Annotated in this window: 10 protein-coding genes; 1 reads left to right on the top strand and 9 read right to left on the bottom strand. The window is 65.8% G+C overall.

Annotated elements, in window-relative coordinates:
* Positions 1-7: 7 nt before the first annotated feature.
* From J8F10_RS14585 to J8F10_RS14540, 9 genes are all read right to left on the bottom strand, one after another.
* On the bottom strand, positions 8-934 hold the full coding sequence (locus tag J8F10_RS14585; protein WP_210654689.1) for a radical SAM protein: 927 nt from the start codon (positions 932-934) through the stop codon (positions 8-10).
* Positions 906-2,249, bottom strand: coding sequence for an asparagine synthase-related protein (locus J8F10_RS14580; RefSeq protein WP_210654687.1), 1,344 nt, complete (start codon positions 2,247-2,249; stop codon positions 906-908). The genes J8F10_RS14585 and J8F10_RS14580 overlap by 29 nt, the downstream gene beginning before the upstream one ends.
* 138 nt (positions 2,250-2,387) lie before the next feature.
* On the bottom strand, positions 2,388-3,824 hold the full coding sequence (locus J8F10_RS14575) for a DUF1501 domain-containing protein (RefSeq protein WP_210654685.1): 1,437 nt from the start codon (positions 3,822-3,824) through the stop codon (positions 2,388-2,390).
* Positions 3,821-4,147: a hypothetical protein gene (locus J8F10_RS14570; protein ID WP_210654683.1), complete on the bottom strand. Its 327-nt coding sequence runs from the start codon at positions 4,145-4,147 to the stop codon at positions 3,821-3,823. The genes J8F10_RS14575 and J8F10_RS14570 overlap by 4 nt, the downstream gene beginning before the upstream one ends.
* A 7-nt stretch (positions 4,148-4,154) precedes the next feature.
* Positions 4,155-6,476 carry a PSD1 and planctomycete cytochrome C domain-containing protein gene (locus J8F10_RS38910; protein ID WP_246523347.1) on the bottom strand — a complete coding sequence of 774 codons (2,322 nt, stop codon included), beginning with the start codon at positions 6,474-6,476 and terminating at the stop codon, positions 4,155-4,157.
* A gap of 226 nt (positions 6,477-6,702) precedes the next feature.
* Complete coding sequence (locus J8F10_RS14555) at positions 6,703-7,572, bottom strand: hypothetical protein (RefSeq protein WP_210654681.1); 870 nt, start codon at positions 7,570-7,572, stop codon at positions 6,703-6,705.
* Between the two features lie 77 nt (positions 7,573-7,649).
* Positions 7,650-8,312 carry a hypothetical protein gene (locus J8F10_RS14550; protein WP_210654679.1) on the bottom strand — a complete coding sequence of 221 codons (663 nt, stop codon included), beginning with the start codon at positions 8,310-8,312 and terminating at the stop codon, positions 7,650-7,652.
* Between the two features lie 138 nt (positions 8,313-8,450).
* Positions 8,451-14,219: a hypothetical protein gene (locus J8F10_RS14545; protein WP_210654677.1), complete on the bottom strand. Its 5,769-nt coding sequence runs from the start codon at positions 14,217-14,219 to the stop codon at positions 8,451-8,453.
* 212 nt (positions 14,220-14,431) lie between these two features.
* Positions 14,432-15,160, bottom strand: a complete 729-nt coding sequence (locus J8F10_RS14540; RefSeq protein WP_210654675.1) for a hypothetical protein — start codon at positions 15,158-15,160, stop codon at positions 14,432-14,434.
* A 216-nt stretch (positions 15,161-15,376) separates the two neighbouring features.
* Between J8F10_RS14540 and J8F10_RS14535 the strand changes: the two genes are divergently transcribed.
* A complete protein-coding gene (locus tag J8F10_RS14535; protein WP_210654673.1) occupies positions 15,377-16,642 on the top strand; it encodes a radical SAM/SPASM domain-containing protein in 1,266 nt (421 codons plus the stop codon).
* Positions 16,643-16,728 lie beyond the last annotated feature (86 nt).

The following is a 16,728-nucleotide window of genomic DNA, read 5'->3' as shown; positions in this document are numbered from 1 at the left end:
TTCCGGATCAAGGCTCGAGGCGCTGCGACACGTTCATTCGGGCGAGTCGGGCCACCCGCGCGGCGCGATCGGGCGCATCGGGAGAGACTTTGGCGATGTCCCACAAATCGAGGAACACGCGCCCCGCGCGCAGCGCGAGGCCGTACTCCAGGGCACGTTCCAGTGTTTCCAGGGCGGGCGGCGCAAAGTGCCCGGCCCGAGCGAGTTCTTCCATTGCCCCGTTGCCGTCGCGCGTAGGAATCAGGCTACAGCATTCCGCGCCGTGCGCGAACGCGAAATCGAGCGAGCGCTTGGCCCACTCCAGCCCCTCGTCCTCGGTAAGAAACGGCGGGCGTACCATAATGAAAGCCCGGACCGCGATCCCCTCGGTCCGCAACGCGCGGGCCGCCTGCGCGAAATCGTCCGTCGTCATTCTTTTGTTCAGTCGGAGCAGCACTTCGGGGTGGACCGTCTCCAATCCGAGCGCGACTTCCAACTTCACCCCTCGGTCCGCGAGCAGCGCGTTGAACGCCCAACACCGAGTACCCACGAGTTTGGGGTGGCACTCGACGATCACTCGCTCGAACGGGGCCGCGAGTCGTGCGATTGCGGGATAATCCTCCGGTGGAATCGCACGCGGATCGAAGAAGCTCCCCGCGTTGTAGAGCTTCAGGTGCTGCGCCGGCGGTAGTTGCGCGAGTGCCCAACGAATCTGTTCGGGTATCTGGCCAACAGCGACCGATTCCGGGAGCGTGTTCTTCCACAAATCGCACATCACGCAGCGGAACGGGCACTCGCGGTTGGTCAGGAACAGGGTCGCGACGTCCACGAGCCGCCCGGCGCCCGCCGGTTCGGGTTCGACGAGCCAGGCATACGGGCGGTCCGCAGGCAGCGAATTCCGGGCGGGCCGGTGGGCCAGCACCCAGTCATCCGTGAAGAGCGGCACCGGCGTCATAGACCCTCTGGAAGATCCGGCGGTACGCGGCCGGGCTCGTGGGGAACAGATCCTTGGGCTTGGTCGTTGCGCCGTGCTGGAACCGGCGCTTCGGGAACACCGGCATGTCCAGACCGGTCACAGCTTTAACGCCCGCCGCAACGACTTGGCCCTTCAGTGCGTAGAGCTTTTCGTGGTCCCAGTTCGTCAGTTCGATGAACGGAATCCCCTCCGCCACTTCAATCACCGAGGGGCACACAAAGGGACTGAGGCCCGTGAAGCCCGTGACCGCGAGCGGGGCGTAGGTCCGGGCGTACCCGCGGCTCTGCCCGCCCGAGTACGTCAGCGAGTGCTTGATCGCCTGGACGCCCCAGCCCTCCTGGTACAGCATCAGGTTGTTCAGCACGCTCCGAATGGTCAGTTCCGGGTTGTCCTCGATCGGGTAGTCCTTGAGGTTCTCGTCGCCCCCGTCGCCGTCGAGTAGGTACTTCCATTCCGGGTACCGTGCCCGGATGCCGCGGCACATCGCCAGGGCCATCGCCGCGGACTGCACGTCGAGCGGCTTGTAGTCCTCGATTACCCGGATCGCGTCTTCGATCTGTACGTCCGCTCCGCGGACCGAGATCGGTTCGAGGAAGAGGTCTAATCCGAGCCGGCCGAGGAACGCGCGGGCCTGTTCCAGGTCCGGGCTGGCGCCGTCCACTTCGAGCGTGAACGCTTTGAGGCGAGACGGGCTGTCGCCGCGCCGGAGCAGCGCGTGGTAGGTGAGCAGGAAGACCGAGCCGCTATCGATCCCGCCGGAGAAACAGACGCCGATCGGTTCCCGCGCCGGGACGCGATCGAGCCAGCGGACGATTTCGTTGTAGGCCGCGCCGATGTAGCGCTCGCCGATGGCGGTCGGGTCCGCGGGGAGCGAATTGCGTGTCGGGGCGAAGAAGCGGTCGCAGGTGGGGCTCGGGTCGGGGCACCCAACGAGTTCGAGCCGCATGAGGTGGTGCGCGGGCACCATCCGGGTGTAGGACGGGTGGAACTGGTCGCCGAGCCCCAGCTCGTTCAACTGGTCGCGAATGGCGTCGATCCGGTCGGCCACGATCAGGATCGGCCCGTCGTGCCATTTGGCGATGAAGTACCGCAGCAGGCGGCCGATGGTGCGGGCGAAGAACACCGTGCGCCCGCGGTGCCCGAAGAGGGCGAACTCGCCCTCGATGCGCCCGACCGCGGTGGCGTCGCCGCTGGCAACGAGTTCGCGCGCCTCGTCCACCGTCATGTTGTAGACGCGGTTTCCGTCGGCGCTGGTGAGGTCGATGATCCGCGAGAGGGGGAGAGTGCGGTGCATGCGTCCGGCCTTTGATGAGCCCGCAGATGAATCACAGTAGCCAATATAGCGGTACTGAGACGGTGACAAGAGTGCGAGATCGACCGCCGCTGCGGTTCGTGTCGGGTATCTGTATCGGCGACTTCGTTCGTAGTGGAATCAGCTCAGAACCTCTTTCACGACCCTGCCGTGAACGTCGGTGAGGCGGAAATCGCGGCCCTGGAACCGGAACGTCAGTTTCGTGTGGTCCAGGCCCATCTGGTTGAGGATCGTGGCCTGAAGATCGTGGACGTGGACCTCGTTCTCGACCACGTTGTAACCGATCTCGTCGGACTTGCCGTACAGCGTGCCGGGCTTGAACCCGCCCCCCGCGACCCACATCGTGTACGCATCAATGTGGTGGTCGCGCCCGATCGTCTCGCGGCTCTCGCCCATCGGCGTGCGGCCGAACTCGCCGCCCCACACCACGATCGTGCTGTCGAGCAGTCCGAGGCGCTTGAGATCCTTGATGAGCGCGGCGCACGGCTGATCGACTTCCTTGCAGATGGTGTCGAGTGGCTTGGTGAGGTCGAGGGGGCCGCCGTGGTGGTCCCAGTCGGTGTGGTACAGTTGGATGAACCGCACCCCGCGCTGCACGAGTCGGCGCGCGAGCAGGCAGTTCGCGGCGAAACTCGGTTTGCCTTTGACGGCGCCGTACAAATCGAGCGTCTTCTGGTCCTCTTTCGCGAGGTCCATCAGTTCCGGCGCGCTGGTCTGCATCCGGTAGGCCATTTCGTAGGCCGCGATCCGCGTTTGGATCTCGGGGTCACCGGTCTGTTCGTGCCGGAGCTTGTTCAGGTCGTTTACCGTATCGACGAATTCGCCCTGATCTTTCGCGCTTACTTTCGGTGGCGGGGCGAGGTCGAGTATCGGATTCGGGCCTTTGAGGAACGGAACGCCCTGGTACACACTGGGCAGGAACCCGGAGCCGTAGAGCGATGCGCCCCCGCGCGGACCGCGCGGACCGGACTGGAGCACCACGAACCCGGGCAGACTGTCGCTCTCGCTCCCGAGCCCGTAGGTGAGCCAGGCCCCCATGCTCGGTCGGCCGAATTGCGGCGACCCGGTGTTGATGAAGCACTTCGCCGGGCCGTGGTTGAACACGTCCGTCTTCATCCCGCGGAGCCAGCACACCTCGTCCGCGATCTCGCGGTGGTGCGGCAGCAGTTCGCTGATGTCCATGCCGCACGTACCGGCCTTCTCGAACTTGCGCGCGGACCCGAGCAATTTCGCGTCGCCCTTGATGAACGCGAACCGCTTGCCCTTCGTGAACGATTCGGGCACCTTCTGGCCGCTGAGCTTGTTCAGTTCGGGCTTCGGCTCGAACAGTTCGAGTTGGCTCGGCGCGCCGGCCATGAAAAGGTAGATGACGGCTTTCGCTTTGGCCGGGAAGTGTGGCTTCCGGGGCGCGAGCGGGTCGGTTCGCTCTTTGGCGTGCGTGTCGCGCGCGAGCAGCGAGCCGAGCGCCATCGCGCCGACCCCCAAGCCGCAATCACGGAAGAAGTGCCGCCGCGTGCGTGCGAGGGTTAGGGCACTGTCAAGGGTGTGTGGGGTCATTCAAAGCTCTCGCGTCCGGTACCAAGTTTGCAGTCGCCGAATGCGCGTTCCAACAACTCTGAAGTTAAGTCCGGGCCTTTGGTGCGCCACCAGTATGGCACGTCTTCGGTTGGCTGCATGTAGTCGCGAATCGCCACTAAACCAAGGAGTTCGATCGGGTTGTCTGCACAGAAGTAGAAGTCGTCTTTTTCGGCAATCCAATGGCAATCCGTGGGGTACTGCCCCTCTTCTATCACCTCGCCGGTTACTCGAAGTGTGTACCCACGCGCGTCCAGGATACGCAGGCAGGTGTTGTGAACGTTTGAGTGACTGGCGAGTCCCATAGCTCCCTCACTCCCGCGTGATGAACTCGTCCAAATTCATCAGCACGCGAGCGACGGTCGCCCATGCGGTTTTCGGGTCGGCTTTGCGCCTAGCGTCGAGGTATGTCTGCACGCGAGCCGCTTCGATGGTCGTCGGCGTGCGCGCGAAGCATACGCGGAACGCGAACGCGATTCGCCCCGCGTCGTCGGACGGGCCTTCCGATTCGATGCGCGTGCCGAGGGCGTTGGCGAACTCCACGAACACCGGGTCGTTCGCCATGTGCAGCGCTTGCAGCGGCGTGTTGCTGCGGTTCCGCTTCGTGCAAGCGACTTGAGCGTCGGCCGCATCGAACGTGGTGAGCAGCGGGTGCTGCGACTGCCGCCAGATGTACGTGTACATCCCGCGCCGGTAGCGGTCCGGTCCCTTGCTCTCCACCCACGGGTGGTTGCTCTGGGTGAACGCGAACACTTCCTTCGGTTGCGGCGGGAAGACGCCCGGTCCACCGAGCGTCGGGTTGAGCACCCCGCTCGCGGAGAGCGACACGTCGCGGATGATTTCGGCTTCGAGTCGCAGGCGCGATTGTCGGCCGAGGAGCAGGTTACGCGGGTCGCGCTCGGTGACGTCCTTGCGCATCGCGGAGGACTGCTTGTAGGTCTCCGCCGTCACGATGAGCTTGTGGAGGCGCTTGAGCGACCAAGAACCTAACCCCCCGGCCCCCTTCCCTAAGAAGGAAGGGGGAGCAGAACCAAATACCGAAGGTGGCGCAACGGCTTCGGTTTTAAGCCCCTCTCCGTTTAGGGGAGGGGTTGGGGAGGGGTTCACCCATTCCACCGCGAGCCAATCGAGCAGTTCCGGGTGGGTCGGGAAGTTCCCTTGCAGCCCGAAGTCGTTCTCGGTTTCGACCAGTCCGCGCCCGAAGAACTTTTGCCACTCCCGGTTCACCGTCACGCGGGCCGTGAGCGGGTTCTCCGCGCTCGTGAGCCACTTCGCGAGATCGAGTCGCGTCAGGCGCTTGGCCGCTGGTGCTGCGTTGATCGCGCTCGGGTACGCGGGCTGAACTTCGTCACCCTTGCGAAGAAAGTCGCCCCGAACCTGCACGAACGTTTGACGCGGTTTCGGCCGCTCGCGCATCACGAGCGTCGTCGGCGCTTGGCCCTGAACTTTCTTGAGTTCCGCGATGAGTTTCTTCGCGTCCTCGTCCGTACCCGCGAGTCGCGCCGCCGCTAACTTCGTCTGAACGTCCGCGATCTGCTTTTCCAGGTCGGGCGGGCCGCCGAGCGGGAGCGTCGGTTCGTCGCACGAGTCGAAGAAGGCGTACAGCCGGTAATAGTCCTTCTGCGAAACGGGATCGTACTTGTGGTCGTGGCACTGCGCGCACCCGGCCGTGAGCCCGAGCCACACCGCCGCGGTGGTGTTCGCGCGGTCCACCGTGCGCTCGACGCGGAACTGCTCCGCGTCGGTGCCGCCTTCCTCGTTGAACGAGGTGTTCCGGTGGAACCCGGTCGCCACCTTCTGTTGTGTCGTCGCATTCGGGAGGAGATCCCCCGCGAGCTGTTCGATCGTGAACTGGTCGAACGGCACGTCCGCGTTGAGCGCGCTAATGACCCAGTCGCGGTAGGCCCAGATTTGTCGCGGGCCGTCGATGGTGTAGCCGTTGCTGTCCGCGTAGCGCGCGAGGTCGAGCCAGTGTCGCGCCTGGCGCTCACCGTAGTGCGGGGACGCGAGCAATCGATCGACGACTTTCTCGTAAGCTTGAGGCGATTCATCCTTGAGGAAGTCGTCCAGTTCTTTGGGTGAAGGTAGAAGTCCCGTGAGGTCGAGCGTGACGCGCCGAATCAGCGTCGTCTTATCTGCCTGCGGTGACGGCGCGAGCCCTTCTTTCTCCAGTCGCGCGCGAATGAACGCATCAATCGGATTCGGAGCGGGTTGTTTTGCGCTTGGTGGGACCGGGCGCTTGGGAACCACGAAGGCCCAGTGCGGTGTGTACTCCGCGCCCTGATCGATCCACGCTTTCAGCTTCGCGATTTGGTCCGGCGAAAGTCGGTCCGCGACGCCCACCGGCGGCATCCGGCCCTTCTCGTCGTCCGCGAGCAGCACGCGCACGAGTAGTTCGCTGTCCGCGTGCTTACCGGGAGTGATCGTGCCCTTCTTGACGGCCGCGTCGCGCTCGTCGAGGCGCAGTTTCCCCTTCTGCACGGCCGGGCCGTGGCACTTGAAGCAACTGTTCGACAGGATCGGGCGGATGTCGCGCGCGAAATCGATCTTCTCCGCGGGCGGCGCGGCGCGGCCACTCTGCGGAACGAAGGCGGAGAGCGCGAAGATCGCAAACAGAGCGCGGGTCAATGGCATGACGGCTCCGGTGGCAGCCCGAAGCAGGAGAGCTTCTGAGGTGGTGTGATTGTCGCTGATTTAGCCGGAGAGGGCAAGCAAAAGGCGCGGGTTATCAGGCCCGTTTGATGTGCGAATGTAGGGTGGTTGCTCCACCCGCTCGTTGACACTCGCGGTTCGCCAAAAGACGCGGGCGAACCGCGAGTGTCAACGAGCGGGTGAGGCTTCCCACCGCGCAAAGGCTAACTCAGGGCGCACGCGGCACGAATGTCTCGTCGACACTCGGGCGGTTTTCCGCGCCGCGCTGGAGGCGCTCTTGTTCCCGAACGGCCTTGTCTTCGGGGTTCGATTTGAAGAGCTGTGCCCCGGGGATGAAGTCGGTCGCGTTCCTGAACACGTCCGCGGTGACGTGGCCCACGTCGTTGATCCGGTCCGCGATCGCCCCGCAAGTGGACTTCGTGCCCTCTTTGAACCGTTGCAGCCCTTCGGGGATACCGGTGCGCTGGACGAAACTCCGGGTCTCGGCTTTTGTGGAGGCGATCTTCTTGTGGGCAGTCTCGCCCGCGTTGGTGGATTGCGAGTACCGCACGCGCGGGTTCCCGCAGTGCCCGAAGACCAGCGTCACCGATTGCGGGCCGAAGTCGTAGCGGATCGAGTCGTCGGTGTACGTCACGCGCGGCGCGCCCGGCGGGAGCGTGACCGGGACGTACACGCGCTCCAGTGTCTTCGGGTGGTTGGTGGACACGATGACCGGTCCACCGGTGAGCATCGGCCCCTGGAACGTGCGGTTCCCTGTGTAGTAGAACTTGTGAACGAGTACGGTTGGCGGGACGTCGATTTGTTGCTGCGGCGCGGACGCGGGGAGCACGGCACACCCCGGCGCCGAGCCGAGCGGCGCGAACGAAGCCAATCGGACCGTGGGTTTACCGGTCGGGTCCACGTTGGGGTCGAGGATCTCGATTTCTTGCCCCGGCGGGACCGGCGCCGAGGCCGCGCGCAGGGCTTCGCCGGGCCGCCGCGTTTTCACGCTGGTGGCGTCGGTCTGCGTCGCGCACCCCGATACGGTCGCGACGAACAGTACCGCGAGCCCCCTCCACCCGCGCCCGTGCCTCCGCATGGCCGCTCCTTCGTCTCGCCGGGCTCGCGGGGCGCTGTTGGCCGACCAACAGAATCGCTACCCGCGGGCGCCGGAATTTACTTGTACGTGAACTCGACTTCGATCCGGTCGATCAGTGGGAAATACTTCGCCACTGCCGCCGCGTTGCCACTGAACGTCTTGCTCGCCGGTTCGCCCCGCTGGACCACGAACTCCATCGGCGGGAACTCCACGACCACCGGCGCGCCCGGGAACAGGTTCGGCCGGGCCTGGTTGATCGGCGCGGCCGCGAACCCGCGAACCTTCACAATGAACGTGTTCCGCTTCAACTGCGTCGTCTGGAGCGGCACGTCGAGCCGCTCGCCCGGTTTCAGCGGCGAGCGGATGTCGTCCCCCGGTTGCGGGTTCTGGTCCGCCCGGAAGCTGATCTGGAACTCGCCGTTCTCGTGGAACGCCACCGCCACCCGCGACAGGAAGCAGTGGTCCACCTGCATCCGCGCCTGAACCAACTGGTACGCCTGTGTCGCTAGCCGCGCCGGTTGACTGGGCGCGGGCGCCGGGGTCGCGTTCACCTTTTCCAAACTGACCGCGGTCGCCGTGGGCGCCGGGCGCACCTCGGCCGGTCGGTAGTCGTACCCGGGTATACCGGGCAGTGGCTTCGGCTTCGCCACGTGCCGCGGGAACTCCGCACGCCCCGCCGACGCGCACGCTCCCGCGCCCAGTGCCACCCACGCGAACGTTTTCAGTGCCCGCCACCTCATGGTTCGCCTCCGTTGCCGGGGTTCTCGTCCCGTCCGGCAACTTCGTCATCCGCGGCCCGGGGCGCCCGCTCTATATCCTCGAGTTCGCGCGCCCCGCGGGGCCTGGTGCTGGCAGTGATGCAAGATTCCCTACAGTCGTTACTTCCCCCCCGTTGGGGGCGGTGTGGGGGCCGGCAACTGGGGCAATGTTGGTGGTCGGGTCGGTGCGAGCGGCTGTTCTGGCGTCGGGGGCGCGAGCGGCATGGGGTACGTCGCCGGCGTGCCCAGGTTAATGACCGGCGGTTGGCTCGTGGCCGGGAGCTCGGTCGGGCGCGCCGCGGGCGTCGTTACCGGTGGCGTTGTGGGTTGCGTTATCGTCGGTATCGGCGCTGTGAGTGTCGGTGTTGGCGCAGCGGGTATTGGTGTCGGAGCTGCGGGTGTCGTCGTCGGGGGCGTTGTCGGGAACGACGGCGCGTACGGTACGGGTTTCCCAACGCCCACGGGTCCGAAACCCGGGACAACCATTGTGGACGGCCCCGGTCCCGACTTGATCGGCGTCGGGGCGCGAAGGCCGGGGGGGCGTGCGTTCCCTTGGTACGGCGTGCCCGGGGGCGGTTGCGGGATCGTGTGCGGCGGGTCGAAGGCCGGCGCGCCATACGGCGCGTTCGGGTTGTAGGGCTTGGAGCGCCCTTCCGGAGAGGTTCCGGGCGCGAACTGCGTTTCGGGGAACGCGACGGTCGGATCGTAGCCCTCTCGCAGAATGCCGTCGTGGAGCCGCAGACCCACGCCGCTGTAGCCGTTCGGGTGGCGCCACGGGAGTGTCATCGGCGGGTAGTACAGATCGTACCGGCGCTCGCCGGTGGGGGTCCGGAGCGCGTCATCCACGCGGGTGGCCCCGATGCCGTAGATCCGCTGTTCGACGTCGAGGCGCCGGTACCGGGCCGCGAACTCGGCCATCCGGTCCGCGAGCGGGTCCAGGTCCGCGACGGCGGGGGCGTACCGCAGGCCCATCAGGTCGAAGAGCGTCGGGAAGATCGTGGCCTGGGAGTAAATCAGGTTCTGCTGGAGCGACGCGCTGGCGCTCGGGAGCGGCCGGAACAGCACGCCGACGCCGGGGAGATCCTGAAGCAGTTGCACGCCGCGGCCGGTGCGCGCGACCTTGATCGACACCATGTACTTGCTGATTTCGCGTAGCTCGAAATTGCCGAGCTGCACGTCGGTGTGGAGGAAGTGCCGGCGGACGCGGCCGAGGTGCTTTTCGTCGGCCCGCACGGGTTCGCGCACGTCGGTCGTGTACAGGTAATCGAAGCCGAACACGACCGCCTGCCCGTCGGGGCTGAGAACGGGCCGGATCTCGTAGCCGGTGCCGGTCTCGAACTTGTAAATCGCCGGGTCCGGGATCAGCCCGTCGAGCGCGGTCCCGAACGGCTTCTGCCCCGGTCCCGCTTGCGTCATCATCCGCTCGTCGGGCGTGGTCCCGAGCCCGGGGAGCACGTTCCGCACCGCCGCCAAATCCCCGCCGCCGCCCTGCATCATGGACAGCGGGTTGCCGCTGTAGATCTTGGCCAGCGCGAGGAACGACGGGTCGTTCATCAGCGCGCCGTACTCGTCGAACAGGGCCTTCGCGGACCGGAACCCCTCGGTGAGGAGCACGTCGCGCTTGGGCAGGTCGAACTCGAACGACGCGGCCGGCGACACCTTGCCGAGCGCCCGGTTGTTGGTCAGCACGGACGTGGTTTCGATCTGCGCCAGGGTCACGTCCCAGAACCGGCTCGCCTCGCGCGCCCGGCGGAACGACGGCAGGTAGTACTGCGTGTTGAAGTCGTCGTCGAGCGCGGTCGTGACGCTCTTGAGGTAGTTGTCCACGTTCGAGGTGCGCGCCCGCATCCCCTCGAGGATCTCGACGTACTTGTCCTCCATCTCGTCCACGAGCAGGTCGAGCAGCTTCTTCTCGTCGAGCGGGCGCCGGGCGTCGCGGGCGTTCTTGAGCGCGACCTGGTGGTTGACGACCGCGGCGGCGAGGGTACCAAAGACCGGGTCCGTTTGACTGAACAGGGTGCTCGCCTTCGTTCGGTAGGGCTGCCCGACGCGCAGTTTACTCAGCAGGTCGTCGCGGAAACTCGTGTACAGGGCCTGGGCCCTTGCGGGGTCGGGTTGGGTGCCCGTTAGTTGGGTGTTGATCGCCTGGATTTGTGCTTTCGCCGCAGCGCCCTCGCGCTGAAGGATGGCTAGCAGGGCCGTAACGATCGCACGGAATTCCTTCCTGTCGTCGGTGGTCAGCACGGGGTTTTCGCGGAACTCGTCCATCAGTTTCTTGTATTCGTCGTAGACCGCCTTTGTCGCGGGGCTCAGGTAGTTGAACTCGTCCGCGATCCTCTCGACGCGGTCGAAGGTCTCGAACAACTCTTTGGGAATATCAATGTTCCCGCTCGGGCGCCGAACGAGTTTCCCGGACGTTTCGCGCAACGTAACGGTCACGTCGGGGACGCGAGCGTCCGCGAGCCGGTCCAGCGCGTCGAGTACCACAACGAGCTGCCCCGTGGACTCTTCCCACGCGCCCAGTGCCGCGAGGATCGTTTGGATCGCGAGCGTCGCCTGTGCGGAAGACTTTTGGAGCGTGTCTTGGACCTTCGCCAATTCGCCCTTAGCCATGTCCTCGAGGGCCTTCGCTTTGCGCAGCTCGTCGAGGTAGTTCGTGTTGATGCGCTCCTCCAGGAGCGAGCGCTCCATCACGCGCTGGCGCAACTGCATCTCGGTCACCATCTGCGCCTTGAAGATCTGCGCGAGGCGGATGAACTCGCGCTGGAGCGGGTTGAGCGTATCGGACCCGGTCACCTGGGCGTTGAAGAACCCGACGAGCGACTCGAAGGGCGAGTTGCTCGCCAGCAGGTACTCCCTTTTGTCCTTGCACGCATCGCAGTGCTTCGGTTGCGAGATCCCGATCGTGTAGTACCGGGCCTCCGCTTGGGGCAGGTCGCGCTGGACGGTCGCCAGGAACTCCTGGACGATCTCCGCCCGCACGTCGTTCTTCGCCAGGGCCATCAAGAACAGCGCCGACGACAGGCTCGTGCTGTCCATCGAGTTGAGCGCGAGGAGCTTGTTGCCCGTCTTGAGGAACTCCGAGTCGAGTTGCGTCAGTTCGTCGGTAAAGTCCTTGCCGAAGAAGGCGTACAGGTACTTCTGGTCGCGGTCCCACTGGGTGCAGCCGGGGGCCAGCGTCGCGGCGGCTTCCGCGGCCTTGCGCCCGGCGACCGACGTGACCGCGTTGCGGAGCATCTGGCTCGATTGGGCCGTGAGGAACCGCGAGTGGTCCAGGTACCGCTGGATGTTGGCGACGACCTTTTCCATGCGGTCGGCGCGCTCGCCGTTGACTTGCAGGGTGTGGACGGCCACGCGCACCTGGCCCACCGGCGCGTCGATCTGGTTCAGCATCGTGCGGATGACGTTCAGCCCCTTGACCGGCCCGCGGAGCTGGATCAGCCCCTCGCCGATGACCGCGACCGACACGCGCATCACCGGGTCGTCGGAATCGGGGCGCCCCGGCGCGTAAGTGTCGGGGTCCGCGGTGGACGCCGCGACCTCGACGCGGAACTGGTTCTCCCGGAGCCGCCGCTCCTCGAACTCCTTGACCATCCACGCTTCAACGGCTTTGGCTTCCATCTCGCGCTTCGCCGCGACGTTGCCCTGGGCGCGGGCGATGTCGGCCGGCCCCTGCCGGTCGATCGTGTCCGCCGCGGTCAGGGCGCGCTCGATGGTCTCCGCGTCGGCCTGGAGCCCGGCGATTTCGGCCGCCGGGCGTCCCAGCCGTTTGGCTTCTTCGATCTCGTTCCGCTTCTGAGCCAGGCTCCGCCGCGCTTGTTCCGCGGTGCCGCGTGCGGCCCCGACGCGGTTCTGAAGGTTGTTCAGTTCGGCTTCCGCGGTCCGGGCGTCCTGTGCGGCTTTAACGGAGAGGAACTCGAGGCGCTTCCGCTCGTCCTCGGCTTTGTTGGCGTCGTCGCGCCCCCGGTTCGCCGCGCGGCGCTGGACGTCCACGGCCGCCGAGTTGTACGACTTCACGGACCGGTTGATGAGCTGCGCGACGCGGTGGGCGTCGCGGTAGTAGTACAGCCGCGCGACCCGGGACTCGACCCGGTCCGACGGGTTGAACCCTTCGTCGTACACGGGCGGTTTGAGGAAGATGCGGAAGTCCACCGGCGGGCCGGTCTGGAGCGTCACGCCGGGCGTCTGGACCGGGACGGCTTTGTCCGCGCCCGCGCCCTGGGTCGAAACGACGGCCTCGAACGAGTTGGCCCCGTCCTGGACGTCCGGTGAATCGGGGAGCGCGTTCCCGAACACGTCGGTGATCTTGTTCTTCAGGATCGCGACCGTGTACGTGCCGGGCAGGATCTCGCTCACGTTGAGGGTGACGCTGTTGGTCAGCTTGTCGTACACGGGCGTGCCGATTTTCAGGGTGCCGCGCTGGGCCCGGTTCTCGTTATGGGACACCCGGAACGTGTCGGGTTTGAACGCGGAATCGAGCGGGCTCTTGTTGCTGAAGCGGACGACGATCTTTTCGGTCCCGACCCCGTTCGACTGACCGAACCCCGGTTGCGGGGCCACGCTCTCCACCACCGGCACCGCGGTCGAAACCATGAGCTTGACCTGCGCGGCGTCGCCGACGAACGCGCCGCGCGCCGCGGCGACGCGGATCACGTGGTCCCGCCCGCTCCCCACGTCGAGCTTCTGGAACGCGACCTTGCCGTCCCCGCCCGGCGCGGAGGGGGCACTCGCTCCGGGGAAAATCGGTGCGCTGTCGACGAAGGCGACCAGCACTTGCGCGTTCCGCGGGGGGACCGCTTTCAGATCGAACTTCGTTCCGTTCGAGTAGTACGCCGGGAGCCCGGGCGTGGCGAAATCGATCGCGGGGGAAATGACCTTCCCCTCGGACGACGCGGGCGCGTCGAGGGCCGGGGCCTCGATCGATTCGGGGATGTAGTTGAACCGGAGCGGGACCGGGGCCACGAAGTACAGGCGCGAGTTGCCGAACTCCACACGCACGAACAATTTGGCTTTCGCGAGATCATCGAGAACCGGCAACCGCACGCGCGCGTCCCAGGCGCCCGCGGCGTTGTGCCCGATGTCCGCGTCCACTTCGGTCGCGGTTCCGGCATCGGGCTGCAGCACGAACCGGAAGTTCGCCGTGCCCCTCAATTGGCCGAAGAGCCGCAAGTACGGTTCGTACTGGATTTTGCCGTAAACATCGGCCGGGGCCGATGCGGTGAGCCCGGAGACCGGGGACGGGCGCAGGTACGGCGACGTCGTGTACTCGGTCACCTGACCCGAAATGGTGTCCGAGGGCTCCGACGGGGGCAGGATCGTGAACTTGTACGGGTCGGACGTTTGGGGGCCGACACTTTTCACGCGCAACTCGAAGTTGATCGTGCCGTCGCGGGCCTTCATTTTTGTCAGGTCGAGGGCGACGACGGTCGCGCCGTTCTCGTCGGTCCGCTTCGCACCCAACACTTCTTCGATCGGCTTTTCCCGGAGGTCGTCGGTGCTCAGGAGGAGCTGGTCCGCAACGACGCGCTCCAACCGGACCTTCACGATGGTTCCGAGCGCCGCGATACCCGTGGGGGGGGCTTTACTCAGATCCCATACCACCCCCTGCGCGTCTTCGAGCCGGACGCCCCGGACCGCGTCGGGTTTCGTGTCGTCCGTGAGAGCGCTGGCTTGGCGCACGTTGCGGTCGCGGCGCGCGGGCTCCCCGGCGCGGGGCTTCGCGACGAGATCGGGGGGCAGTGCCCCCGGGGGCGCACTGGGCGCGCCGGTGCCCGTGGCTTTCGCGTCGGGGGCGGCCGGTTCCACGCGGATACGAAGATTCGTGCTGCCGTACATGACGACCGCACCCAGGGCCAGACACAGGAACATTACCCCGGCGTTGCGAACCATGCCCGTCGCCCCCGTGTCACTCGCGGCGCAATGCGCCCGGCGAGCGTGTACGGAACAATCTCTGTGCGAGTTATCGACGGGCCAATAATGCCGACTTTACCAGTTGCGCCATCTTTCCGGGTCAGCGCGAATTTGTGGAAATGACTCAACCGGATGAGAAAATGAGACGACCGCGGCGCACGGGGCCGCGGTCGGATGTGAGGGCGGGGCGCTCAGCGGTTCGGGTCTTCGATGGCCACCGGCGTTCCGAACCGAGCGGTCCCGGTGCGCGTGATGACCCACTTATCATCAATCTTCGCCTTGAGAGTCGCCGTCTGTCGGTCCCACTGCTTGGGGGGGATCGCTTGCTTCGGGTCGACGAACAGACTGGAGTACCCCCGGTGCGCGACGTGGAACGTCCGCGGGGCCGGGTCACCGGGTTTGGCGTCGCGGGGCGGTTCCATTCGGATCATCGGGAGCGTGAGCTTGTACTCCTCCTTCCCGTCCGAACTGGTGAGTGTCAGTTGCAGGCGCAACAAGACCGGCATCGCGGGAACGGTCGCGGTGAACGTCAGGTCGTAGTTCCCGCTCTTCGGGTCCACGTGGAACCGCATCCCTTCGTAGATCACCAGTCCGTCACCCTCGACGGGGCAGCCGTTCAGATCGTACCGCGGGTACGGGACGTGCGCCGCGGAGTGAAACTCCTTGACCCAGGTGAGGCCCTTCGTGGCCCCGCTGGCTTCCGAATCGCACGTGCAGACGGCCACCGGGCAGACTCGCGGCTGCTTCTGGAACGGCTGGAGCGCCGGTCCCGCGCAGTGGCCGGTGGGGAACATCCGGTCCCACGTCGAAGTGGCCGGGACGGGAGGGGTGAGCGGGCGCCCGGAGAAGTCGGGCGCACCAAGCGGCGGGCCGAACGGGTCGCTACCGGGAGCGGCGAGTAGCAAGAGAAGTGGAATCATGGCCGTCCTCCGTGACGCGGGTGCAATGACCAAGTGTTCCCGCGCCATTGTGAGCGTGCCCGACCGAAGCGATTCGCGGGGCGTTTCCCGCTTCGTCTCAGGGCATTCCACCCGCACAGGCGCTACGGCCGGCCGCCCGCCCAAAAATCTCCCGTAATATCTCCCGCGTAAGCGGTACACTTCATCTGTATCGCTGCACCGCGCCCGGAGCACACCGTGACCCTGCTCGCGTCGTTCAAGTTGGCCAAGCGCGTTCTGCTGGAAACCGACAAGCGGCTCCTGTGGAAGCTCGCTTACAACATGGGCTTTAAAGGGGCTTTGTCCGTTCACCGGCACAAGTTGCGCCTGAAGCGCGGGCAGGTGTTCCCGCCGTTTTTGTACGTCAGCATCATCAACACGTGCAACTTGCGGTGCCAGGGGTGCTGGGTCGATGTGAGCATGAAGCAGGAGACGATCAAGCCGGCCGCGTTCCACCAGCTCGTGCGCGAAGCGAAGCAGATGGGGAACGTGTTCTTCGGGATCGTCGGCGGCGAGCCGTTCATGCACCCGAATTTACTGGAGATGCTCGCGGAGCACCCGGACTGTTACTTCCAGATCTTCACGAACGGCCACTTCATTACGCCCAAACGCGCCAAACAGATGTGGCGCCTGGGGAACGTGACGCCGCTCATTTCGGTAGAAGGCACGGAGATCGTTTCGGACGAGCGCCGCGGGCGCGGGAACGTCCTGAGCAAGACGATGCAGGGGCTCCACAACGCGCTCGACGCGGGCGTGTTTACAGGCGTTTGCACCAGCCTCGCGCGAAGCAACATTGATGACTTGCTCCGCGAAGAGTGGATCGACCGGCTCGTGGAAATGGGCGTGCTTTACACGTGGTTTCACGTGTACCGACCGATGGGGCCGAACCCGAACCCGGCGCTGTGCCTGACGTCCGAGCAGGCGATTCGGGCACGGAAGTTCGTAGTGGAGATGCGCGCGAAGAAGCCGATTGTGATCGTTGATGCGTACCACGACGGCGAGGGCAAAGCGCTGTGCCCGGCCGCGACCGGGATCAGCCACCACATCAACCCGTGGGGCGACATCGAGCCGTGCCCGATCGTGCAGTTCTCCACGGAATCGATTCACTCCACGACCGACACGCGACCACTGAAACAGAAGTTCCTGCGGTCCGCGTTCCTGGCGGACTTCCGCAAGCTCGCCGCCGAAACGACGCGCGGGTGCATTGTGTTGGAGCGCCCCGACCTGCTGAAGAAACTGGTCGAAGCTCACGGGGCGAAGGACGCGACCGCCCGAAAGACCGCGCTCGCCGAACTCGACGCGATGACGGTCCGCACGTCGCAATACGCCCCGGGAACGGAGATCCCGGAGAAGAACGTGTTTTATCGGCTGGCGAAGCGGCTGTTCTTCAACGATTTCGGCGCCTACACCGGGCACGACGCCCGCCACGCGCAGGACTCGGCCCCCGCAGTGCTGGGAAGATAAGATCGAACTATCAAATTCGTAACTGTGGTTCCGAAATGACAGAGCTTGGGGCAGGCTTTTTGCGACAGCCTACCTCAATAAACCCA

The sequence above is a fragment of the Gemmata palustris genome, from assembly GCF_017939745.1.
GTDB lineage: Bacteria > Planctomycetota > Planctomycetia > Gemmatales > Gemmataceae > Gemmata > Gemmata palustris.
Note: the sequence above shows the minus strand (reverse complement) of the source record. Positions and strands in the feature narration are given on the sequence as shown.